Origin of the sequence: Mesobacillus boroniphilus (assembly GCF_018424685.1) — a bacterium.
Lineage (GTDB): Bacteria > Bacillota > Bacilli > Bacillales > Cytobacillaceae > Mesobacillus > Mesobacillus boroniphilus_A.
The window spans coordinates 2,371,143-2,395,617 of sequence record NZ_QTKX01000001.1 but is presented as its reverse complement, the minus strand read 5'-3'; the positions used below and the strand labels follow the sequence as shown (position 1 = coordinate 2,395,617).

Here is a 24,475-nt window from a genome sequence, read left to right as displayed (position 1 = left end):
CCTTAACCGGATCGGCTTTGTTGTGCTTAATTTTCCTGCGCTTCCTTGGCAGCTTGCGGAAGGTAGAATTTATATGCTTTAATTCCGCCCCAGACGCTCAATGAACCAATAACAATGAAAATAACACCCACGATATATGTGACAGTAGTCTGGAAAAGGAACAGTTGATTGATACCAAACAGTGCCACGAACAATCCTAGAGCAATGCTGGACTTGGCCGAAAGCCATTTTCGCTCAGCTGGGCGCTTACTGCGAACATATTTGATTTTGTAAAAGATATAAAAGACAAATGAAAGAACAATCAATAATACTAAAATAGGCATTGCATTTCCTCCAAATTCAGAATCACTCCTATTTTACCGTTAATTTAGGCAGAATGCCATACAGTAGTCTATGCATTGGCCCAATGCATAGGTTGTGGTGTTATGGAGTGTAATGTGAGATGGAGTTAATTCGTACTCACCTATTGTTTATTCGTGAAAAATAGAATTTATTCGCGGAAAATTGGATTTATTCGCAAAAAAATAGTTTTATTAGTAAAAAATAGAATTCATTCGCAAAAACCTCCCGTTTATTCGCAAACTGGAAAAAAACGCGCTTTTTTTCCAGCTAAACAATCCACGCAAAATGTCTTCCTGCTTTTCTTTTCCAAAAAATATGTTCATAATTAAGATATGAAAAAGGTGAAGGAGCATTTTAATGAAAGAGCAAATACTTGAAGCTATTGAAAATTATGAAACGATTATTATCCATCGCCATGTGAGACCGGATCCTGATGCTTACGGTTCACAAGGAGGGTTGGCTGAAATCCTGAGGGCTTCATATCCGGAAAAGAATATTTTCACTGTCGGCACAGAGGAGCCATCGCTTAATTACTTGAGAAGGCTTGATTCTATATCGGACGATACTTTTAAAGGTGCGCTAGTCATTGTCTGTGACACTGCGAATGCTGAGCGAATTTGCGATGAACGTTATCGCTTAGGGGAGCAGTTTGTGAAGATTGACCATCATCCGAATGAAGACCCTTATGGAGACCTGCAATGGGTAGATACTTCTGCGAGCTCTACCAGTGAAATGATTTATGAATTTTATCTTACTTTCAAGGATAGGGGCCTGAAGATGTCTGACGAGGCAGCCAGATTGCTGTACGCCGGAATTGTTGGCGACACTGGCCGCTTCCTGTATCCAAGCACGACAAATAAAACATTTGCCTACGCGGGGGAATTGATCCACTATAACTTCTCGCGTACCGAGCTGTATGACAGAATGTATGAACTGGCTCCTAATGTGGTGAAGTTGAATGGGTACATCCTTCAGAATTTCGAGCTGCTGGAAAATGGTGCCGCCAAGGTTGTGATGAAACGGGAACTGCTTGACCAGTATTCGGTCAAGCCATCTGAAGCATCATTGCTTGTCAGTGAACTGGGGAATGTCAGGGGAATCAAGGCCTGGGTTTTCTTCATTGAGGAAGAAGATCAAATCAGGGTACGCCTCCGTTCCAAAGGTCCTGTGATCAACACGATCGCCAGGAATTACAATGGCGGAGGCCATCCATTGGCTGCTGGAGCATCCATCTATTCATGGGACGATGTCGATAAAGTTCTTGATGACTTAATTCATGCCTGCCAGGAATAAAACGTCAATCAGCAAAAAGTAAGGTGCGTTTCAATACTGAAGCGCACCTTACTAATTTCATTTATCTATTATGAAAATAAACATTTAATGCATCTGCGATTTCCGCATTCGACCCATCGCTCATGATCTTGTAGTGGTCACCGTCAAGGGAAGATGTAAAATCATTGATTCCTTGCAGCTTTAAGAAATCATCGATGTCTGAAAGATTTTCACCTTGATTTTTAAGGCTTTTTTTACCGATAAAATCATCATTCACATATACATCATACTGGTCCTCAGTTAATTTCACCTGGTTTTCTCGGTCACGGTTATTCATGGCGTACGCAGGGAAGACACCGCCCCCGACACCACTGCCGCTATTTCCTGCTCCATTGTTAAACGTCATATGGATCCCTCCAGTCTATACCTTCGAATTTCTTTTTATATTTCCCGGTATTATCAGGAGTCACACAAACTGATGGCAACTGGAGGGAATTCCCTATGTTTTCTTGGAGGTTTTAGACAGCTTCCATGCAGAACACTCCAAAGCTGTCAAAATAACCTCGGAATCGTGACAGCTTTCATGCAGAACGCTCCAAAGCTGTCAAAATAACCCCGGAATCGTGACAGCTTTCATGTAGAACGCTCCAAAGCTGTCAAAATAACCCCGGAATCGTGACAGCTTTCATGTAGAACGCTTCAAAGCTGTCAAAATAACCCCGGAATCGTGACAGCTTCCATGTAGAACGCTCCAAAGCTGTCAAAATAAAGACCTTAATCGAAAGCTTTCCGATGTTCTCCCCTAATTAATGCAACAACACCAACGGTCAAATCAATCAAGGCTTATCTCCACCTGGATGCTGACAGAAGTATAGATGACCATTGACTTGATTTTCAGTTTATAGCGCTTGTCATTCACCTTGATGGATTTGTTTTCTATCACTCTGGTGATCAAATCCCTGCTTTTAAAAACCGAATCCAGATCCTTGGCAAGAAGCATGTTCAACTGTCCCTTGGTCTCCTCCTCTATTTCGAAAATGCTCAGCGTATCGAGCTGTTTATACTTTTTGTCATTGACGATTTTCACCTTGATTTCCTGGACAGTCAGTTTTTGCTGGTTTTTTTTGTTTAGTTCTTCATAATCCGCCATCCAGATTTGGATATCGCTTTTCAGGTCGGTGATCTCATCTTTCTGTTGCTCAATTTTTTTTGCATGCTTTTCCATCCAAGCACCATTAATGTATAAAAACAATATCCAGCTAACTAGTGCACCAACTGCTACACCTGAAAAAAATCTCTGCCAATCAGGCCTGCGGTAATAAGGGGGGATTCTCATTTTAAATATGCTCCTGTGTAAGCCAGTCAATGAGCAGAGCACCAGTTTGAGCACCGCCCATAGCAGTCAGGATCAATAAAAACTGTTTGAAAATATCTTTTGTTTCTCCGTCTAACAGCCCTTTTTCAAAGCTGTAAACTGTATCAAATGTTCCGCCAATCGCAGCGATGATGGCCCAGATCCTGATGGAGCCGGAAAAACGGGCGATTTCCGTCATTAAGGGTTGGCCTGTTAAAAAAGCGGCCAATCCTCCTATCAAAGAGCCGCCAAGCAAAACACCAAGTGCAATAAAGTACGCTTCAAATAAACCCGGGATAAATGGCTGGTTCATAGTAAACACCCTTCAATAAAAAATCGATTTTTTCCTCGTAATTCATCATATGGACAATCTGCATTTAATATGTTTAAACTTCCTTGAACAAAAGGAGAACATATTTTCTTTTTTTACCTTAAAAGCCTATAATGAAAGAAGAAGAACCTTTAAGGGTGTGAGAGAAATGCCATTTATTCACCTTCATGTCTATAGTGCATACAGCTTGCTCACGAGTACGGCGACAGTAGAGCAGCTCGTCCGCGATGCCAGGGCAAAAGGATTTTCAGCACTCGCACTGACGGACCGCAATGTAATGTACGGAACGGTCGCATTTTATAAAGAATGCCTGAGGAACTCGATCAAACCTCTGCTGGGCCTGACTGTTGACGTTGTCAGCCCAACATTGGAACACGAATCCTTTCCGCTTGTGCTTCTCGCGAAAAACAATGAGGGATTCCAGAACCTGATCAAGATTTCAAGTGCTGTACAGACGAAATCACCCGAGGGAATACCGGTGAAATGGCTTAAGCATTATGCTTCAGGCTTATTTGCGATAACTCCTGGGACCCAGGGAGAAATAGAATATTTTTTAACAAACAGTGAAAGAGAGAAAGCACTGCAGACAGTGGATTTATACAAGCAAATCTTTGGCAGGGATAACTTTTACCTATCTATTCAGGACCAGGGCCTTCCCGGGCAAAAGGAGTTAGTCGAACAGCTGGCAAGGTTGGGAACGGAAACCAACACGCCACTGGCTGCCTCCAACCAGGTGCATTATCTGGAAAAAGAAGATTCATTTGCCCAGGAGTGCCTGCTGGCAATCAGGAATGGTGAGAAACTCCAGGATGATGCCCGTGAAAAGCTGGGCAGCAGCGAATTTTACCTAAAGCCAGCAAAAGAAATCGGCGAGCTGTTCTCAGAGTATCCTGAAGCATTGGAGAATACGCTGAATATAGCGGAGAATTGCAATGTCATGCTTGACTTTGAAACAAGGCATCTACCAAAGTTCCCTGTAGAGCCAGGGAAAAATGCAGATGGGATGCTCGAAGAACTGTGCTTTCAGGGACTTGAAAAGCGTTATGGGAATCCGTCCCCAAAACATATAGACAGACTGAAATATGAACTGTCAATTATTAAAAAAATGAACTTCAGCGATTACTTCCTGATTGTGTGGGATTTCATAAAATACTCCAGGGAAAGGGGAATCCTGATAGGACCGGGACGTGGTTCGGCGGCTGGTTCAATCGTTTCTTATGTATTGTACATAACCGATGCCGACCCGATTGAACATAATCTTCTCTTCGAAAGGTTCTTGAATCCCGAACGTATTTCGATGCCTGATATCGATATCGACTTCCCGGATAATCGCAGGGATGAGGTTATTGAATATGTCGCATCCAAATATGGCGAGCTACATGTAGCACAGATTGCAACTTTTGGAACCCTTGCTGCGAAGGCTGCAGTAAGGGATGTTGGCCGCGTTTTCGGCTTGAACGCGAAGGAGCTCGAACGGCTTTCAAGGCTCGTTCCATCGAAGCTTGGCATCACCCTGAAAGATGCGATCAAGGAATCTGCTGGGTTAAGGGATTTCATTGAAGAATCCTCCAAGAATAAGAGAATCCTTGAAACGGCAATCAAGCTTGAAGGTTTGCCGCGGCATACTTCCACACACGCTGCGGGTGTAGTAATCAGCGAATTGCCACTTACTAATGTCGTGCCGATCCAATCCGGTCAGTCAAAAGTATTCCTGACCCAATATTCAATGGACCATCTTGAAGAAATAGGTCTGTTGAAGATGGATTTCCTTGGATTAAGGAATCTGACTTTAATAGATTCGATCCTTCATTCCATCCAGCAGAAAACAAGGCGCAAGCTGGGCATTCATGATATTCCGGTTGAAGATAAAGACACTTTCAAGATGCTTGGAAGGGGAGAGACGACCGGTATTTTCCAGCTGGAATCTGAAGGAATGAGAAAGGTACTGACGAGGCTGGAACCAACAAGGTTTGAAGATATTGTTGCAGTCAACGCGCTTTACCGTCCAGGCCCGATGGAAAATATTCCGCTGTTCATTGACCGCAAGCATGGAAGACAGCCTATAGACTATTATCATAAGGACCTCGAACCGATCCTCCGGGATACATATGGGGTAATCGTTTACCAGGAGCAAATCATGCAGATTGCATCACAAATGGCCGGCTTTTCCTTGGGTGAAGCGGACTTGCTGCGGAGAGCCGTTTCAAAGAAGAAGAAGGAAGTCCTTGCCCAGGAACGTGAACATTTTGTGAATGGGGCTATAAAGAAAGGATATGACACGCAAACAGCGAATTTAATCTATGATTTGATTGTCCGATTTGCTAACTACGGCTTTAACCGCAGCCATGCGGTTGCATACAGCATGATTGCCTACCAGTTGGCGTACCTAAAAGCTCATTTTCCGCTTTACTTTATGGCTGAGCTGCTTACTTCGGCAATTGGCAATGATGTGAAAATCGCACAGTATGCAAGAGAACTGCAGCAAATGGAAATCAAACTTCTTCCTCCATCGATCAACAGAAGTGCTTTCAGCTTTCAGCCAGAGGGGGACGCGGTCCGGTACAGCCTCGCAGGAATCAAAGGAGTAGGAATCGCCTCTCTCAAGGAAATATTCCAGGCGAGACGAAACCAGCCATTTAAGGATATATTCGATTTTTGTATCCGGGTGCCTCAAAAGGCTGCCTCAAGAAAAGTGCTCGAAGCATTGATTTATTCAGGGGCCTTCGATGAATTCGGCCAGGACCGCGCTGTTCTTTTAGCCACTGTTGATGTTGCGATTGAACACGCACAGCTTGTGGCTCCTGATGACTCCGGCCAGATTGATATGTTCGCTGAAGCAGAGTTTTCCTTGAAGCCAAAGTATACCCAGGTCGACCCGATGCGGATTGAAGACAAGCTCAGCCTGGAAAAGGACGTACTCGGAGTCTATTTATCCAAGCACCCTGCTTCGATTTATGAAAAGGAATTCAAGACAGCCGGTGTTAAAAAGATTGCCTCAAAATCTCCGGGCAGCAAAGTAAGGCTTGGAGTCTATATCACTGAGGAAAAGAAAATCCGGACGAAAAAAGGAGAAGCAATGGCCTTCCTCACCATTAGCGATGCAAGCGGGGAAACGGATGCTGTCATATTCCCATCTGTATATAAGCAGTATGGGAATGTATTGGGCCAGGGGAAAATGGCGCTGTTAGAAGGAAAGTTCGATGAAAGAGAGGGGAAGAGCCAATTTATCGTGCAACAAGTGCTCGACCTTGATAAAGAAGCAGAAAAAAAACCGGTATTATATTTGCGGATTTCCAGGGGAACAGACAGTACTGGCAAGATGAACGAAGTCAAAGCTTTATTGAAAAAACATCATGGTGCTGTTCCGGTAATCGTTTATAACGAAGAAACCGAGAAATCACTGCTGCTGCCGAGCGAGTTCAGTGTTAACGCAGAACAGGGAAGTATGGGAGATTTAAAGAAGGTATTGGGTGACACTAATGTCGTCCTGAAAAATTAGTTCTTTACAAGTATAATAGATGTGTTATATTGGAAAAGGATATGTGTGGTCAGACCACTGAAGTAGGCAACTTTTTCTATAACCAGGTATTTTTTCGTAAGTTATTGTCACTTCTGGAAGAAATTCTGTCATCCTCGTTCGCGCTGTTAACGAATTAGTTAATGAGCCGACAGTGAGTGGGACGAAAGCGACGATCTTTGGCGAAGAAAGCCTATAACTAAGGAGTGGACCTGAGTGACTTTACGTGAAGAAGCTTTGCACATGCACCGTGTAAACAAAGGAAAATTAGAATCAAAATCAAAAGTACCTGTAAGGAATGCAAGAGATCTGAGTCTTGCTTATTCTCCTGGTGTGGCGGAGCCTTGCAAGGAAATATATGATAAGCCAGAAACCGTTTATGATTATACAATGAAGGGCAATATGGTAGCGGTCGTATCTGATGGAACAGCAGTTTTGGGTCTTGGAAATATCGGTCCTGAAGCCGCGCTTCCAGTAATGGAAGGAAAAGCTGTCCTTTTTAAGAGCTTTGCTGGTGTCGACGCGTTTCCAATCTGTTTGAATACAACAGATGTTGATAAAATTGTTGAAACTGTAAAACTGCTTGAGCCGACATTCGGTGGAGTCAACCTCGAAGATATCGCAGCGCCAAACTGCTTCGCTGTAGAAGAACGTTTGAAAAAAGAAACGAATATCCCGGTATTCCACGATGATCAACATGGAACTGCGATAGTAACAGTGGCAGGTCTCGTGAATGCGCTGAAAATCGTCGGCAAAAAAATGAACGAAATTAAAGTGGTTGCAAACGGAGCTGGAGCTGCGGGAATTGCAATTATTAAGCTTTTATATTCATACGGAGTCCGTGACATAATCATGTGCGATACGAAGGGAGCGATCTATGAAGGACGCCCTAACGGCATGAATGCAATCAAGGACGAAGTTGCTAAATTCACGAACCGTGACAACGTTGAAGGATCCCTTTCGGATGCCATCAAGGGCGCGGATGTGTTCATCGGAGTTTCCGTCGCTGGAGCATTGACTTCTGAAATGGTCCAAACGATGAATAATGACCCGATTATTTTTGCGATGGCAAATCCGGTGCCGGAAATCATGCCTGAGGAAGCCAAGGCAGCAGGAGCGGCAGTAATAGGTACAGGCAGATCCGATTTCCCTAACCAGGTGAATAATGTACTTGCATTCCCGGGAATCTTCCGCGGTGCATTGGATGCCAGGGCTACCCATATTAATGAAAAGATGAAGGTGGCTGCTGTTGACGCGATCGCAAGCCTGATTGAGGAGTCCGAGCTTTCGAGTGATTACGTCATTCCTGGTCCATTTGACCCGCGTGTAGCACCTGCTGTTGCGGCGGCTGTTGCGAATGCAGCGATGGAAACAGGAGTCGCGCGCATTAAAGTGGATCCGGAAGAAGTCAAAGAACGTACTATGCGTCTTGCATTAATTGGAAAAGGTGAGTGATCTCTTAGTGGCACAGCCTGAAAAAAACACAAAAGTATATGTGGAAATCGTCAGGCAGCTAAGGGAAATGATTAATAAAGACGGCTTAAAGCCAGGAGATAAAATTCCATCCGAACGTGAGCTTTCAGAGCGCCTGAATGCCGGGCGCTCCTCCGTTCGCGAGGCATTGCGTGCCCTTGAGCTTCTCGGCCTAATCGAGACGAGAAGAGGAGAAGGAACGTTTATCAGGGACTTCCGAGGCAATCAGCTTGTCCAATTATTAAGCACCTTTATCCTGCAGGATGAAAAAGCTAAATTTGATGTGATAGAAACGAAAAATATGATTGAGGTCGATTGTCTTAACCTGGCTGCTGAAAAGTTTCAGGAAGATGAAATCGGAAGATTAAAGGTCTGGATAGATGACCATAATTTTGAGGACGAGGAATTTTTCAGGAAAATTGCCGAACATGCTGACAATCATCTTTTTTATCGAATTTGGTATATATTGAATGATTATTATAATGCGCTTCAGCTGAAAGTATCACCGGCTGAAAAAGAAGATTATCACAAACTGGTAGACTCGCTTGAAACAAAAAGAGGAGACCTGATCCTGGAAAGGTATCGCATGCTGCGGAAAATGTCGACAGAATGACGACATGAAGTAACATCTTTTGAAGAAAGGATGTTATATACTTGTGGACATGCCTATGATGCCTGGAGGGCAGCCTCTCTTTCTTTTTTGAAATAGTGGTCTGGCCACCTAGTGCTTTATTCCTAAATTTAGGATATTACAAAACAACCAGTATTATTCGGAGGGGGTTATAACTTGCTTAAGGAACTTTTTACGAAAACGAAAAAGAAGAAGTACGCGACAATTCCTTCTGAAGCAGCGAAGCAGGATGTTCCTGAAGGAATCATGACTAAATGCCCGAACTGCAAGAAAATCATGTATACGAAAGAACTGAATAAAAATTGCAAGGTGTGTCTCCAGTGCGGTTACCACCATCAGATGAATTCAGCTGAACGGATCAAAAGCTTTTTGGATGCTGGCAGTTTCAGTGAGTTGGACCGAGAGATGGTATCAGGCAATCCACTCGGTTTCCCAGGCTATGTGGAAAAGCTTGAAAAGGATCGGGAAAAAACAGGCTTGAATGAGGCAGTAGTTACCGGCCTGGGCAGTGTGAACGGGTATGATGTCTCGATTGCAATAATGGATGCTACTTACCGGATGGGAAGTATGGGGTCTGTCGTAGGGGAAAAAATTACGAGGGCAATCGAAAAGGCCGATGAATTGTCAATTCCTTTCATTATTTTTACCGCATCAGGCGGTGCAAGGATGCAAGAAGGTGTCCTGAGTTTGATGCAAATGGCGAAAACAAGCGTCGCTTTGAAAAGGTTCAGTGATAATGGCGGGTTGATCATCTCAATCATGACTCACCCGACAACAGGTGGAGTTTCAGCGAGTTTTGCATCGCTTGGGGACTACAATCTTGCAGAACCCGGAGCTTTAATTGGCTTCGCAGGACGCAGGATCATTGAACAAACAATCCGTGAAGAGCTGCCGGAAGACTTCCAGACATCGGAATTCTTGCTGAAGCACGGACAGCTTGATGCTGTAATCTCGAGAACAGACTTAAAAGATCAAGTCGCGAGAATACTTGAAATCCATCAGCCAGGAGGGACATTCGAATGGCAGGAGAACTAGAATTTGAGAAACCGATATTGGAATTAAGGAAAAAAATTAGTGAGCTAAAGGAATTCACCAAGAATACGGATGTAGATCTCACTTCTGAAATAGATAAACTCGAAGCAAGGCTCCAAAAGCTTGAATCTGAAATATACGAGAACATGAAACCGTGGGACAGGGTGCAGATTGCCCGCCATCCTAATCGCCCGACTACACTTGAATATATCTCTTTGCTATTCACCGATTTCTTCGAATGTCACGGTGACAGGTCATATGGAGATGATGAAGCAATTGTTGGCGGTATCGCCAAGTTCCACGGCTATCCCGTGACAGTCATAGGCCATCAGCGTGGAAAAGATACAAAGGAAAATATCCGCAGGAATTTTGGCATGCCACATCCTGAAGGTTACAGGAAAGCTTTGCGTTTGATGAAGCAAGCTGAAAAATTCAGGCGTCCGATCATTTGCTTCATCGATACGAAGGGGGCTTACCCTGGAAAAGCTGCAGAAGAGCGGGGACAGAGTGAGGCGATTGCCAGAAATCTGTTCGAGATGGCAGGGCTGAAGGTTCCTGTAATTTGTGTCGTCATCGGTGAAGGCGGGAGTGGTGGAGCACTGGCACTTGGAGTCGGCAATTACATTCATATGCTGGAAAACTCCACGTACTCAGTTATCTCACCTGAAGGCGCAGCGGCTATTCTTTGGAAAGATTCTTCTTTGGCAAAAAAAGCGGCCGAAACGATGAAGATTACAGCACCAGACCTTAAAGGACTTGGGATCATTGATGAAATCATTCCCGAAGTAAAGGGCGGGGCACATAAAGATCTAAAGCAGCAGGCAAAGTATATGGATAAAGTTTTAAAAGATTCGATGTCGGAACTGCTTGTCCTTGATGAAGATACACTGCTGAGCCAGCGCTATGAAAAATATAAACGAATTGGAGAGTTTTCGTTTCCAACTGAATTTATAGGGGTAAAATAAAACGTGCGCAACCGCACGTTTTATTTTTTGGGATAAACACGCTATTTTACGCATTGAGGTTGTTTTTCACACTAACATGTATACCGTGTTTTGGAATACATAGAAGGCTATTCCTTCACCTAAAGTGGAGATGGCCATGATAGGGTTGAGGGAAGGCAACATAGATACTAATAGAGCCTTTTAAACCTATTGAAGCGCTTGCAATTACATGATAATTCCGTCTTATTGTCAATATTGAGGATTCAGTTGAGATAAGGTAATCTACGTGGTATTTTAGAAATATTCCCGGGTATTCTGTTTATAATAAGACAAGCTAATATCAGAATACTACAGTGATTTGTTTTTGGTAGAGTACATACTGAATGAGGTGAAAAGATGAAAAGAATTGGTGTTTTGACGAGCGGCGGGGATTCGCCCGGCATGAATGCTGCAGTTCGTGCGGTTGTTAGAAAAGCGATCTACCATGATGTAGAAGTTTATGGTGTATTTGGCGGATACGCAGGCTTGATGGGCGGAAATATTAAGAAGCTGGAGCTTGGCTCAGTTGGTGATATCATCCACCGGGGTGGAACGTTCCTTTATTCGGCTCGAAGCGAAGAATTCAAGACGAAGGAAGGCCAGCAAAAAGGAATCGAGCAATTGAATAAGCTTGGTATTGACGGACTAGTCGTCATTGGCGGAGACGGTTCTTACAGAGGGGCAAAAGCGTTGACTGAGCAAGGATACCCTTGTGTCGGTGTTCCTGGAACAATTGACAATGATATTCCAGGAACTGAGTTCACAATCGGATTTGATACTGCGCTAAATACTGTCATCGATGCAATCGATAAAATCCGTGATACTGCTTCTTCACATGAAAGAACGTTTGTTGTAGAAGTTATGGGACGCAACGCTGGAGACCTTGCATTATGGGCTGGTCTGGCAGGCGGTGCGGAAACAATCCTGATTCCTGAGGATCCCCATGACATGAAGGACATAGCTCACCGTCTTAAAAAAGGTCATGAACGTGGTAAAAAACACAGTATCATTGTTGTAGCAGAGGGTGTCATGAACGGTTATGATTTCGCGAAGCAATTACAGGAAGAGACTGACTTTGATACACGTGTAACCGTCCTTGGCCATGTTCAGCGCGGCGGAACACCTACAGCATTCGACCGTGTACTCGCAAGCAGGCTGGGAGCACGGGCAGTAGAGCTTTTATTGGAAGGTAAAGGCGGACGTGCTGTCGGAATGGAAAACAACAAGATGGTCGATTACGATATCATTGAAGCTCTGGCAAAAGAGCATACTGTTGATTTGAACTTATATAAATTATCAAAAGAGCTTTCTATTTAAATCTCTTTACAGTAAACCAGGAGGTTGCAAGCTATGCGCAAAACAAAAATTGTTTGTACGATTGGTCCCGCTAGTGAAAGTGTAGACAAATTGGTTCAATTGATAGAAGCAGGTATGAATGTTTCCCGCCTTAATTTTTCACACGGAAATCACGAAGAACACGCAGCACGTATCAAGAATATCAGAGAAGCTGCAGGTAAAACAGGGAAGAATGTAGGTATCCTTCTTGATACAAAAGGCCCTGAAATCCGCACGAACGATATGGAAAACGGAGCGATTGAGCTAACGACTGGCCAGGAGTGCATCGTTTCCATGACAGAAGTTCTAGGAACGCCTGAAAAGTTCTCTGTTACTTATGACCAGTTGATTGATGATGTACACCCAGGGGCGAAAATTCTCCTTGATGACGGCTTAATCGGGTTAGAAGTTATCAGCATCGACAAGCCTAGCAATGAAATTAAAACTAGAGTTATGAACAGCGGAACGCTTAAGAATAAAAAAGGTGTGAACGTACCAGGTGTATCTGTTAACCTGCCAGGAATCACCGAGAAAGACGCAAAGGATATTCTCTTCGGTATTGAACAAGGTGTAGATTTTATCGCAGCATCTTTTGTGCGCCGTGCGACAGACGTATTGGAAATCCGCCAGCTTCTTGAAGAAAACAAGGGTTCCCATATACAAATCATCCCTAAAATCGAAAACCAGGAAGGCGTCGACAACATCAATGAAATCCTTGAAGTTTCAGATGGCCTGATGGTTGCCCGTGGAGACCTCGGAGTAGAAATTCCAGCAGAAGAAGTACCTCTTGTACAAAAAGCATTAATTAAGAAATGTAACACACTTGGCAAGCCTGTAATCACAGCAACCCAGATGCTTGATTCCATGCAGCGCAACCCGCGCCCGACACGAGCGGAAGCAAGTGACGTAGCAAATGCGATCTTTGACGGTACAGATGCTATCATGCTTTCTGGCGAAACAGCTGCAGGACAGTACCCAGTTGAAGCTGTGCAGACAATGCATAATATCGCTTCACGAGCAGAACAAGCACTTGATCATAAAGAATTGTTATCTGCCCGAAGTAAAGACACTGAACACAATATTACGGATGCTATTGGACAATCGGTTGCACATACAGCGTTAAACCTAGAAGTGAATGCAATCATTACACCGACTGAAAGCGGCCATACAGCGCGTATGATCTCTAAATACCGTCCTAAGGCACCAATCATTGCATCAACTTCCAATGACCATGTAGTCCGCCGCCTGGCACTTGTATGGGGAGTCTATCCGCAGCTTGGCCAGAAAGCTGAAACTACAGATGAAATGCTGGCAGTTGCAGTTGAAGAAAGTGTGAACAGCGGTCTTGTATCCCACGGTGACCTTGTAGTGATCACAGCGGGTGTGCCGGTTGGAGAAGCAGGCACAACTAATCTGATGAAGATCCATGTAGTAGGCGATATCCTTGCAAAAGCTCAAGGTATCGGACGCAAATCTGCATACGGAAAAGTAGTCGTAGCAAAGGATGCACAAGAAGCAATCAATAAGGTAAAACAAGGCAGCATCCTCGTAACAATCGGCTCAGACCGTGAAATGGTCCCAGCACTCGAGAAGTGCAGCGCCCTGATCACTGAAGAAGGCGGTTTGACAAGCCATGCGGCAGTAGTCGGATTAAACCTTGGAATCCCAGTCATTGTAGGCGTAGAAAACGCAATGCAACTATTTAAAGATGGCCAGGAAATTACGGTTGACTCAGCAAGAGGAGTCATCTACAAAGGGCATGCCAGCGTTTTATAATATCGTTAATGCTTAAAATATATTTAGCGTGAAATCATACCGGATTTCACGCTTTTATTTTTGGAGATTCTGAAGTCATAATAGGTTCGAACAAAACAGCGGGTGATCTTGCTAGAAATATCCGAAGTTAACCAATGTTCGGACAAAACATCGGTGTTTCTCGCCGGTACTGTCTGAAGTCGATCCATGTTCGGATATTTAACGGAATCAGTCCTTAGTGTTCGCGCCGCCAGTTCATACTTTTAGCGATTTCCAGCAATCATATTATTGTATTATCGTCAGCGGGGACCGTATAATATAAGGACACGCTATTCCAAAACATTGAGGTGGAGAATGAAATATATTTTTTTGTTTTTAGTTATTGTTCCGGCTGCTGAGATTGGTGTTCTGCTTCTTTCAGGTCAAACGTTCGGTATTTGGCCGACGATTCTGCTTATCATCCTAACGGGTTTTTTGGGGGCTTTTTTGGCAAAGCAGCAGGGTTTGGAAACGATAAGGAGAACTCAGGACCAGTTAAGGAGAGGCATGATGCCTGGAGATGTCATCCTGGATGGAGTGAGCATCCTCGTTGGCGGTACTCTGCTTCTAACACCGGGCTTCATTACTGACAGTCTGGGATTTTTACTCCTGGCACCACCGACCAGGAAATTTTTCAAAGCATTAATGCTAAAATTATTCCGTAACTGGATCGATAAAGGTACGATCAAAGTAATTCGTTAACATAGAAAAGCGTAAGCGCCTTGGTCAGTCCCGACAAGCACTGGAGGGCCGACCAGTCAAGTCGTTCTTTGACTTCATTGGTCGGGCCGAAGTGACTCAAGGGGCTAGGCGCTGAAGCTGGACAAATAGAAAACGCCAACCCCACTGAGGTTGGCGTTTTGTTTTGATTGTTGCATTTCGAAATTATTGGGTTCCAAAAATAGATACTTTACCATGTCTATACAATATTTTTCAGCCTTATTTTAGATGACTTCGTCTTTGCCTTTAATGAATGCCCAAATATCCTGGAATACATTAGCACGTTGCAGAGTATTGAAAATCACCAGGATTACGGGACCGACAATCAATCCCAGGAAGCCGATGGTCTTGAAACCGACAAACAGGGCGATCAAGGTGGCCAGCGGGTCAAGCCCAATGCTTGATGAAAGAATTTTCGGCTCCATTACCTGCCTTTGGACGAGTACGACAATGTATAAGACGCCTAAACCGATTGCAGTACTCATCTCACCGGCTATCGCTTCATAAATGATCCACGGGACAAAAACAGCCCCCGTACCAAGATATGGAATGATGTCAACTATACCGGTAACCAGGGCAATTGTGATGGCATAATCGATACGAAGGATCAGCAGACCAATCAGGATAATGACGGTAGTGATCGAAACCAGTGTTGCCTGAGCCCTGACAAAGCCGAATAATGCTTTTTTTAAATCGTCAAAAACGGTCTTGCTGCTCGTCATTGCGCGATTAGGCAAAAACCTGGTACCCTTTGCGGATAATCTATACCAGTCCTTACTTATGAAGAAAGTCCCTAATAATGAGAAAATAAGGACCGTCGCGGCATTCGGGAACCAGGACAGAATGTTTGGGATTTTTTCAAAAAAGTCCTTGATAAAATTCCCTGCCGTTGTCCCGAAGGTGGCGCCGACATTCTGGATATTATCCACTATGGTATCCTGCTGCCCCGACTCAAGGCTTTGGAACATACTGGTTAGCTGATTGTAAAGTGGGATAAGTTGAGCAGCAAATAAATGTTCAATATAATCAATCAATGTAATCAGATGTTCAGGGACAACTTTTGCAAGGTATTCAGCGCCAGAAGCAATCTCGACCACAAGCAATGTGATCAACCCAGCGAACACCAACATGATCAGCACAAGGGAAATGAATACTGCGAGTGCCCTGGGCATTTTTGCGCGTGTCTGGAAAAAGTTGACGAGCGGATTCATCATAAAAGCAATAAGGAAGCCGATGATGAATGGATAAGTTACCTTGGAAACGAAAAAAAGTGCAAGCGCGCCAGCCACAACGACACCTATCACGTAAATAAAGCGTAATGTCCTATGTAGATATATGGGATTCAAACAGGTTCCTCCTTTTGGAATGGGCCACTGGTTGCCAATACTGTTTGTATATCTTAAAAGCTTGATGCCAGTCCTGAAAGTTTCCTAAAATATACGGTTTATCATTTTAAAAGATTCGATTTAATTTTTAAAAATCCTTTAAAAACCAAAATATCTTTGATTAAGGCTTTCTTCGAAGTGAATGTTGCTTTTCGAACAAAGCTTGGGGGGAGACTTTTGAACCAGGGATGCATAGAAAGATGTGCAAACCTACATAGATTACATATAATGAATCTTGCCGAAAGCGGATTGAGTCCCAATTGAATTCTGCATTTATACAAACACTTAAAGCGTATAATCAGTAGGTGCAGCAATCTTTATCCTACTTGCTTGGTGTAATATTTTTAATTATGTTACAATAGTTTTAACTGTGGAAGGATGACAATTTATGCTTGAGCCTATGCTTTTTTTATTTACTTTATTGGCGATTGCTTTTTTGGCTAAAAACCAATCGTTAATTATTGCGGTCCTGGTCTTGCTTGTGATGAAGCTTGCTGGTTTTGAAGCTAAGACATTTTCCCTGCTCCAGGGGAAGGGCATTAACTGGGGAGTTACGATTATCACTATTGCTGTCCTGGCACCGATTGCCAGCGGTGATATTGGCTTCAAGGATTTAGGTGGTGCTTTCAAATCACTTTATGCATGGATTGCCCTGATTTCAGGAATGGCAGTTGCTCTGCTTGCTAAGGGTGGAGTTACCTTGCTGGCAGAAGATCCCCATATAACAACCGCACTCGTCCTGGGAACAATTCTGGCCGTTTCATTATTCAAAGGAGTAGCAGTAGGTCCTTTGATTGGTGCCGGTATCGCATTTGCGGCAATGAAAATCTTTGAAGTATTTAAATAGCCTTTTTGTAAAATAATATTTTATATTGATTTAAGTTGTTTTCATTCACAAATGTCAGATAATTGTTTATAATAGGACTTGTAACTGCTTCCATCCCCCTACATAGGCCTGGGGATGGAGTGAGTATCCACGGTTTTTTCAATTTAACAAAATGTAAGCATTTTCTTTTTTGCCGGCTGCCTGAGCAAGCGCTCGATACCCAGAGCATCGTATAGATGGCATTTCGGCTGGAATCGGTCTGTCGCCGGCGTATGGTCCGGCTTTTCGTATAAAGTGTCAGAAATTTCTTTTTTTCTGATCGCTGTTTTTAACAGCAATTCACATACAGACAAAATGGGATATGGGGAAATTAACTACAAAGGAGAGATTGAGTATGACAGTAACACGTGGTCTTGAAGGGGTAGTGGCAACAACATCTTCTATCAGCTCTATTATCGACGACACGCTGACTTATGTAGGCTATGACATTGATGATCTAGCTGAGAATGCTAGTTTTGAAGAAGTGATTTACTTATTATGGCATCGCAAGCTTCCTACAGCGGCAGAATTGGACGAATTGAAGAAGCAGCTTGCAGAGAATGCGGCATTGCCAAAAGAAGTATTGGAACATTTCAAAATGTACCCGATTGACAAAGTCCATCCGATGGCTGCCGTTCGCTCGGCTGTATCTCTTTTAGGATTATATGACGATGAAGCTGATGTAATGGAAAAAGAATCGAATTACCGCAAAGCGATCCGCCTCCAGGCTAAGATGCCAGCGATCGTTACGGCTTTCGCAAGAGTAAGGAAAGGTCTTGAGCCTATCGCGCCAAGAGAAGACCTTAACTTCGCGGCAAACTTCCTTTACATGCTAACTGGGGATGAGCCTGATGAAGTAGCAGTAGAAGCAATGAATAAGGCGCTAGTGCTGCATGCTGACCATGAATTGAATGCTTCAACATTCACTGCACGTGTCTGCGTTGCGACACTGTCTGATGTGTACTCTGGTGTTACAGCTGCGATCGGTGCATTGAAAGGACCTCTTCATGGAGGAGCAAATGAAGCAGTTATGAAAATGCTGACTGAAATTGGCACTCTTGAAAATGTTGATCCAGCAATTCGCGGCAAGCTTGCGAACAAAGAAAAAATCATGGGCTTTGGACACCGTGTTTACCGCCAGGGAGATCCTCGTGCGAAACACTTGAGAGAAATGTCCAAGAGGCTGACTGAGCTAACTGGTGAACCTCACTGGTACGAAATGTCCACTAAGATTGAAGAAATCGTGACAGGTGAAAAGAACCTGCCGCCAAATGTTGACTTCTATTCAGCATCTGTATATCACAGCCTTGGCATCGACCATGACCTGTTCACGCCAATCTTTGCCGTAAGTCGTGTATCAGGATGGCTTGCACATATCCTTGAGCAGTATGACAACAACCGCCTGATCCGCCCTCGTGCAGACTATACAGGCCCTGGCAAACAAGAATATGTTGCCATCGAAAAGAGATAATTATTAGAGATAAAGGAGCAATATTTTACTTTTTAGTGAAAAATTGCTGTAATAGGAGAGTAAGGAAGTTAAGCATACTTTTGAACTCCTGTTAGTTAAAAGGATGCCTGACTTACAATTTGAAAGGTTAGTGGCAATTCAAGCCTGCTAACCTTTGATTCTTGTCTGGCACCGCATTTATCGGAACCAGACAAAAAGCTTTGAAGATTTCAATGTTGAATGATTTTGGAGGGAGAGAATAATATGCAAGGTGAAAAAATCTCAGTTAAAGATGGAGTATTAAACGTACCAAACAATCCAATCGTTCCTTTTATCGAAGGTGACGGTACAGGTCCAGACATCTGGGCAGCTTCTGTACGCGTTCTTGATGCTGCTGTTGAAAAAGCATACAAGGGTGAGCGTAAAATTGTCTGGAAAGAAGTTCTTGCTGGAGAGAAGGCATTCAACCAAACTGGTGAGTGGCTTCCAAGTGAAACATTAGAGTTAATCAATGAATACTTAATCGCGATTAAGGGTCCTTTAACAACACCTATCGGTGGCGGAATCCGTTCTCTTAACGTTGCATTGCGTCAAGAGCTGGACTTATTCGTGTGCCTGCGTCCTGTTCGCTGGTTCGAAGGAGTTCCTTCACCTGTAAAGCGTCCTCAGGACACTGACATGGTTATTTTCCGTGAAAACACTGAAGATATCTATGCGGGTATCGAGTATGCAAGCGGATCTGACGAGGTGAAGAAACTTCTTGCATTCCTGCAGAACGAAATGGGTGTAAATAAAATCCGTTTCCCTGAAACTTCAGGTATCGGTATCAAGCCTGTATCCAAAGAAGGAACAGAGCGCCTTGTACGTTCAGCGATCAATTACGCCATCACAGAAGGCCGTAAGTCACTAACGCTTGTACATAAAGGCAATATCATGAAGTTCACAGAAGGCGCGTTCAAAAACTGGGGATATGAACTTGCTGAAAAAGAATTCGGTGATAAGGTATTCACATGGGCTCAGTATGACAAGATTAAGGAAGAACAAGGTACGGATGCAGCAAACAAAGCTCAGGCTGACGCAGAGGCTGCTGGCAAGATCATCGTGAAAGATGCGATTGCGGATATCTTCCTTCAGCAAATCCTTACACGTCCGAAAGAGTTCGATGTTGTTGCAACAATGAACCTTAACGGTGACTACATTTCTGATGCACTTGCAGCACAGGTAGGCGGTATCGGTATCGCTCCTGGAGCAAACATCAACTATGAAACTGGCCACGCTATTTTCGAAGCGACTCACGGAACAGCTCCTAAATATGCTGGTTTGGATAAGGTAAACCCATCTTCAGTTATCCTTTCAGGTGTACTTATGCTTGAACACCTTGGCTGGACTGAAGCTGCTAACCTGATCGTCAAGTCTATGGAAAAATCAATCGCTTCTAAGGTTGTAACATATGACTTCGCACGTTTGATGGATGGCGCTACAGAAGTCAAGACTTCTGAGTTCGGTGACGAACTGATCAAGAACATGGGCTAAAATGTGCGGAAGGCTATCCTTTTTAAGGATAGCCTTTACATAAATAACATATATTTTTAAAAATATATTCGTTCTGAGGAGGAAGCCTTATGTCATTGAAACGCAAAAAGATTTCAGTCATTGGTGGAGGATTCACAGGAGCAACAACAGCATTCTTGTTAGCACAGAAGGAACTTGGGGATGTAGTATTAGTCGATATCCCTCAAATGGAAAACCCTACAAAGGGTAAAGCGCTTGATATGCTTGAAGCGAGCCCAGTCCAAGGCTTTGACGCGAACATTACCGGTACTTCCAGCTATGAAGATACGAAAGACTCAGATATCGTTGTTGTAACAGCTGGTATTGCGCGTAAACCTGGCATGAGCCGTGATGACCTTGTCCAGACGAACCAGAAAATCATGAAAAGTGTATCCCAGGAAATCGCTAAGCACTCCCCAGATAGTTTCATCGTCGTATTGACTAATCCAGTTGATGCGATGACTTACACAATCTTCAAAGAGTCAGGATTTCCTAAAAATCGCGTAATCGGCCAATCGGGAGTATTGGATACTGCCCGTTTCCGTACATTTGTAGCACAAGAATTAAACCTGTCTGTTAAAGACGTTACAGGTTTCGTTCTTGGAGGCCACGGCGATGACATGGTTCCACTTGTGCGTTATTCATATGCAGGAGGCATTCCTCTTGAGACGCTTATTCCTAAAGACCGCCTTGATGCCATCGTAGAACGCACCCGCAAAGGCGGCGGCGAAATCGTCAACCTTCTTGGGAATGGCAGCGCTTACTATGCGCCGGCAGCTTCCCTGGTTGAAATGTGCGAAGCTATCTTGAAGGATCAGCGACGCGTATTGCCTTCCATTGCATATCTAGAAGGAGAGTATGGATACGAAGGAATTTACCTTGGAGTTCCAACAATCCTTGGCGCTGGCGGTATCGAGAAAGTAATCGAGCTTGAATTGACTTCAGAAGAAAAAGCAGCACTTGATAAGTCTGCAGAAGCAGTACGCAACGTTATGGCAGTACTTGCTTAATCGTTAACAGTTTACTATTAAAAAAAATCGGGGAATATTCCCCGATTTTTTTACAAAAATTATAAAGTATATGAATTTGGGACAAGAGATGGGAATGAACATTCCTGAACTTCTATTGCAAAGGGGTAAACGCTATGCTGCTCGGAAGAAAACGTAAGCTTGGCAGGAAAATAGAAGAAATCACTGTCGGAGAAAAATTAACATTAACCGAAAAAATCGAAGATAAAGATCTCCTTTTATATTTAGGATTGACGAATGATGCCAATCCTTTGTATATCCAGCATGATTATGCGTCACAGACACCTTATGAAAAGCCGATTGTTCCTGCAATCATGCTGAATGGGATCATCACTTCGGCTGTTTCAAAATACCTTCCAGGACCAGGAAGCCATATTCTCAGGCAGGATATTGAGTATGTGAAGCCTGTTTACCATTATGGGACAGTCCAATTCCTTTTTGAAGTAACCGAAGTAATCAAAAGCAAGCATAACATTGAGATTTCAGTTACAGGAAAAAATGAAGAAGATGAGACAGTGGTTAAGGGGCAACTGCTCGTCTGTCCTCCATACCCAGTCCAGCGTATGGACGGAAAAGCATTAGAAAACTTTTAAACTTTTGGGATGTACAATAATTGTGCATCCCTTTTTAATTTTAAATTTGATTTTATCGGTTGGGTTGATATTATAATGTAAATAGAGCTATTGGATGAAACAGGGGTAATAACTTTTTTTGGAGGCTCATATGAACAAGAAGGTCTTGGTTGTAGACGATGAACAATCTATTGTGACACTGCTGAAATATAATCTCGAACAGGCTGGGTATTCGGTAGTGACTGGCATGGACGGTGAGGAAGGGATCCGCCTTGCAGCAGATGAGAAACCAGATTTGATGATTTTGGATCTTATGCTCCCGAAGCTGGATGGTATGGAAGTATGCAAACAGCTCAGGCAGCAGAAAATCAATGTGCCGATTTTGATGCTTACGGCAAAGGATGACGAGTTTGATAAAGTGCTTGGCCTGGAGTTAGGCGCTGATGATTACATGACCAAACCATTCAGTCCGCGCGAGGTTGTAGCGAGGGTAAAAGCGATTCTCCGAAGGACGCAGACACAGCCCGAAACAGTGGAAGAAAAGCAGGAGGACGCGGGGCAAATCAAAATTGGCGAGCTTAAAATCATGCCGGAATTCTATGAAGCTTATTTTATGGGAGAATTACTCGAGCTGACTCCGAAAGAATTCGAATTGCTTCTCTATCTGGCGAAGAATAAGGGCCGGGTACTTACACGCGACCAGTTGCTAAGTGCTGTTTGGAATTATGACTTTGCCGGCGATACAAGAATTGTAGATGTACATATAAGCCACTTGCGTGAAAAAATCGAACAAAACACAAAGAAGCCATCCTATATCAAAACCATTCGAGGCCTTGGATATAAGCTGGAGGAACCAAAGGGAGAATGACAAAGTACCGGACTCGTCTCTTATTTGCCCTCATTACCCTGATCATCATCGTGTTGATAGGCCTTGGGCTGCTTTTAGGGCAATTATTCAAAAATTATTATATCAATTCATTTAATGAACGACTGGAGATTGAAATCAATCTTTTGACCTCCAATATCGAGCAAAATGGAGGGCTCGCATCGCTGGATAACGAAGAAATCTCAAGGATGAGCGGTCTGCTTAATGCAAGAATCACGATTGTTGATCTTGAAGGTGATATCCAATATGACACGGGTGAACTATCAAGCACGAAAATCAACCGTCACAGGGAAATTATCGGCGACATCGTGGAAGACACCCCGAAGGAACAGAGTGACCTTGAGGTAGGTGGCGGTTTTGATCTGCATTATTATTGGAATCCTCTCCTTCATGACGGTAAAAAAGAAGGGTATGTGTTTTTAACAACAAAGATTGATGAATTGCAGAAAGCTTATCGCCAAATCTGGTGGATTCTTACCATTAGTCTTGGCATGGCTTTGATTGTGATCATCCTTCTTGGTACAAGAATCACTAATCGCTATACGAAACCTATCGAGTCTGCGACAAATGTGGCCATCGAGCTGGCAAAAGGGAACTATCGGGCCAGGACTTATGAGGATCATATTGATGAAACGGGTATGCTGAGTTCATCGGTCAATATCCTGGCAAGAAACCTTCAGGAACTGATGAAGCTGAAAGAATCCCAGCAGGACAGATTGACCACACTGATTGAAAATATGGGCAGCGGTTTGATTCTGATTGATAGCAGGGGTTTTATCAACTTGATTAATAAGCCGTACAAGGAAATCTTTAATGTAGAGCCTGCTGAATACCTATACAAGCTTTATTATGAAGTCATTGAGCATGAAGAAATTACCCAGATGGTAGAAGAGATTTTCATGACCGAGGAAAAAGTACGGAAACAAGTCGTGTTGCCTATGGAAATCGAAAGGCGGCACTTCGAAGTATATGGAGTTCCAATCATCGGGACAAACAATGTCTGGAAGGGAATCCTGCTCGTTTTTCATGACATTACCGAACTGAAAAAACTGGAGCAGATGAGGAAGGACTTCGTGGCTAATGTCTCGCATGAGCTTAAAACGCCAATCACCTCAATCAAAGGATTTTCGGAAACGTTGCTGGATGGGGCGATGAATGACCGAGCTACGCTGGAAGCTTTCCTGGAAATCATTTTAAAAGAAAGTGACCGCCTCCAGGTACTGATTCAGGAATTGCTCGACCTTTCTAAGATAGAGCAGCATGGCTTCCGACTGACAACTGGCAAGGTTGATCTTGTTAAAGAGGCCAATGAAGTCATTGAAATTTTAAAAGGAAAAGCAGCCCAAAAGGATATCCTCCTAAAACTCGTTCAAACAAGCGATAATGCCGTCATTGAAGGAGATGCAGATAGGCTGAAGCAAGTGCTGATTAACCTTGTCAGCAATGCCATCACTTACTCGCCAAATAACGGCAGGGTTGAAATATCTATAAATCCCCGGGAAGACACCGTTGCTGTCGAGGTAAAAGATTCAGGGATTGGCATTGAGAAAAGTGAAATACCGAGGATATTCGAACGCTTCTATCGAGTGGATAAAGCGAGAAGCCGCAACTCAGGCGGAACAGGTCTTGGCCTCGCCATTGTTAAACACATAGTAGAAGCTCATAAAGGACACATCGAGGTCACTAGCCAAATAGGCAAAGGAACCACCTTTGCCATCAAGCTATTTAAGAAGCTGCCTTAATAGGGAAAAGCAGTCGAAAATTCAATTGAGTACAAAATCTAATTAGGCAACAATTAGCAGTCCAATTCGTAACTGAATTGGGCTTTTTTTAGTACAGACTAGAAAGTGTTTTTCTATGCGCCATTTTTTGGTACTCTTACCCCGTTTCGAGCTTATAGAAATTTCCTAGGTGCCCATTTGAGGTCACCCACCCTGCTTTGGGCATTTATATA

At 43.5% G+C, this 24,475-nt stretch carries 21 protein-coding genes; 16 read left to right on the top strand and 5 right to left on the bottom strand.

What is annotated here, in order from left to right; translation table 11 throughout:
* Positions 1–26: 26 nt before the first annotated feature.
* Positions 27–323: a YtpI family protein gene (locus DYI25_RS12215; protein WP_213369066.1), complete on the bottom strand. Its 297-nt coding sequence runs from the start codon at positions 321–323 to the stop codon at positions 27–29.
* Between the two features lie 376 nt (positions 324–699).
* Here DYI25_RS12215 and DYI25_RS12210 point away from each other — a divergent pair, with 376 nt between their 5' ends.
* Complete coding sequence (locus DYI25_RS12210; protein WP_213369064.1) at positions 700–1,635, top strand: DHH family phosphoesterase; 936 nt, start codon at positions 700–702, stop codon at positions 1,633–1,635.
* Between the two features lie 61 nt (positions 1,636–1,696).
* Here the strand turns inward: DYI25_RS12210 and DYI25_RS12205 are convergent, their stop codons facing one another.
* The 3 genes from DYI25_RS12205 to DYI25_RS12195 all read right to left on the bottom strand — a co-directional run bounded on the left by DYI25_RS12205 (position 1,697) and on the right by DYI25_RS12195 (position 3,281).
* A complete protein-coding gene (locus tag DYI25_RS12205; RefSeq protein WP_213369062.1) occupies positions 1,697–2,020 on the bottom strand; it encodes a hypothetical protein in 324 nt (107 codons plus the stop codon).
* 426 nt (positions 2,021–2,446) lie between these two features.
* Complete coding sequence (gene ytrI, locus DYI25_RS12200; RefSeq protein WP_213369060.1) at positions 2,447–2,950, bottom strand: sporulation membrane protein YtrI; 504 nt, start codon at positions 2,948–2,950, stop codon at positions 2,447–2,449.
* A 1-nt stretch (position 2,951) separates the two neighbouring features.
* The gene (locus DYI25_RS12195) at positions 2,952–3,281 is read right to left on the bottom strand and encodes a YtrH family sporulation protein (protein WP_213369058.1); all 330 of its coding nucleotides are present in this window, start codon (positions 3,279–3,281) and stop codon (positions 2,952–2,954) included.
* Positions 3,282–3,447: 166 nt separating this feature from the next.
* Between DYI25_RS12195 and dnaE the strand changes: the two genes are divergently transcribed.
* From dnaE to DYI25_RS12155, 8 genes are all read left to right on the top strand, one after another.
* Complete coding sequence (gene dnaE / locus DYI25_RS12190; protein WP_213369057.1) at positions 3,448–6,798, top strand: DNA polymerase III subunit alpha; 3,351 nt, start codon at positions 3,448–3,450, stop codon at positions 6,796–6,798.
* Positions 6,799–7,032: 234 nt separating this feature from the next.
* Positions 7,033–8,271 (top strand): NAD(P)-dependent malic enzyme, encoded by a 1,239-nt coding sequence (locus DYI25_RS12185; protein WP_213369056.1) that lies wholly within the window; start codon positions 7,033–7,035, stop codon positions 8,269–8,271.
* A gap of 67 nt (positions 8,272–8,338) precedes the next feature.
* Entirely contained in the window at positions 8,339–8,902 is a 564-nt protein-coding gene (locus DYI25_RS12180; protein ID WP_249745434.1) for a GntR family transcriptional regulator, read from the top strand.
* Positions 8,903–9,076: 174 nt separating this feature from the next.
* Positions 9,077–9,955: an acetyl-CoA carboxylase, carboxyltransferase subunit beta gene (gene accD, locus DYI25_RS12175; RefSeq protein ID WP_213369054.1), complete on the top strand. Its 879-nt coding sequence runs from the start codon at positions 9,077–9,079 to the stop codon at positions 9,953–9,955.
* Positions 9,940–10,917, top strand: a complete 978-nt coding sequence (gene accA, locus DYI25_RS12170) for an acetyl-CoA carboxylase carboxyl transferase subunit alpha (protein WP_213369053.1) — start codon at positions 9,940–9,942, stop codon at positions 10,915–10,917. Before accD ends, accA begins: the two co-directional genes overlap by 16 nt.
* Before the next feature lie 375 nt (positions 10,918–11,292).
* Positions 11,293–12,252, top strand: a complete 960-nt coding sequence (gene pfkA, locus DYI25_RS12165) for a 6-phosphofructokinase (RefSeq protein WP_213369051.1) — start codon at positions 11,293–11,295, stop codon at positions 12,250–12,252.
* Between the two features lie 33 nt (positions 12,253–12,285).
* Positions 12,286–14,046 (top strand): pyruvate kinase, encoded by a 1,761-nt coding sequence (pyk, locus tag DYI25_RS12160; RefSeq protein ID WP_213369048.1) that lies wholly within the window; start codon positions 12,286–12,288, stop codon positions 14,044–14,046.
* 333 nt (positions 14,047–14,379) lie between these two features.
* Positions 14,380–14,766, top strand: coding sequence for an FxsA family protein (locus tag DYI25_RS12155; protein ID WP_213369046.1), 387 nt, complete (start codon positions 14,380–14,382; stop codon positions 14,764–14,766).
* 242 nt (positions 14,767–15,008) lie between these two features.
* On the opposite strand, the gene ytvI is transcribed toward DYI25_RS12155, so the two are convergent.
* The gene (ytvI, locus tag DYI25_RS12150; protein ID WP_213369044.1) at positions 15,009–16,130 is read right to left on the bottom strand and encodes a sporulation integral membrane protein YtvI; all 1,122 of its coding nucleotides are present in this window, start codon (positions 16,128–16,130) and stop codon (positions 15,009–15,011) included.
* 427 nt (positions 16,131–16,557) lie between these two features.
* Between ytvI and DYI25_RS12145 the strand changes: the two genes are divergently transcribed.
* The 7 genes from DYI25_RS12145 to pnpS all read left to right on the top strand — a co-directional run bounded on the left by DYI25_RS12145 (position 16,558) and on the right by pnpS (position 24,263).
* A complete protein-coding gene (locus DYI25_RS12145; protein WP_213369042.1) occupies positions 16,558–17,016 on the top strand; it encodes a DUF441 domain-containing protein in 459 nt (152 codons plus the stop codon).
* A gap of 373 nt (positions 17,017–17,389) precedes the next feature.
* On the top strand, positions 17,390–18,505 hold the full coding sequence (gene citZ / locus DYI25_RS12140) for a citrate synthase (RefSeq protein WP_213369040.1): 1,116 nt from the start codon (positions 17,390–17,392) through the stop codon (positions 18,503–18,505).
* Positions 18,506–18,748: 243 nt separating this feature from the next.
* Positions 18,749–20,017 (top strand): NADP-dependent isocitrate dehydrogenase, encoded by a 1,269-nt coding sequence (gene icd, locus DYI25_RS12135; protein ID WP_213369038.1) that lies wholly within the window; start codon positions 18,749–18,751, stop codon positions 20,015–20,017.
* A gap of 89 nt (positions 20,018–20,106) precedes the next feature.
* The gene (gene mdh / locus DYI25_RS12130; protein WP_213369037.1) at positions 20,107–21,045 is read left to right on the top strand and encodes a malate dehydrogenase; all 939 of its coding nucleotides are present in this window, start codon (positions 20,107–20,109) and stop codon (positions 21,043–21,045) included.
* Positions 21,046–21,179: 134 nt separating this feature from the next.
* Positions 21,180–21,656, top strand: a complete 477-nt coding sequence (locus tag DYI25_RS12125; protein WP_213369036.1) for a MaoC/PaaZ C-terminal domain-containing protein — start codon at positions 21,180–21,182, stop codon at positions 21,654–21,656.
* 130 nt (positions 21,657–21,786) lie between these two features.
* A complete protein-coding gene (locus DYI25_RS12120; protein WP_213369035.1) occupies positions 21,787–22,503 on the top strand; it encodes a response regulator transcription factor in 717 nt (238 codons plus the stop codon).
* Positions 22,500–24,263: a two-component system histidine kinase PnpS gene (gene pnpS / locus DYI25_RS12115; RefSeq protein WP_213369034.1), complete on the top strand. Its 1,764-nt coding sequence runs from the start codon at positions 22,500–22,502 to the stop codon at positions 24,261–24,263. The genes DYI25_RS12120 and pnpS overlap by 4 nt, the downstream gene beginning before the upstream one ends.
* Positions 24,264–24,475 lie beyond the last annotated feature (212 nt).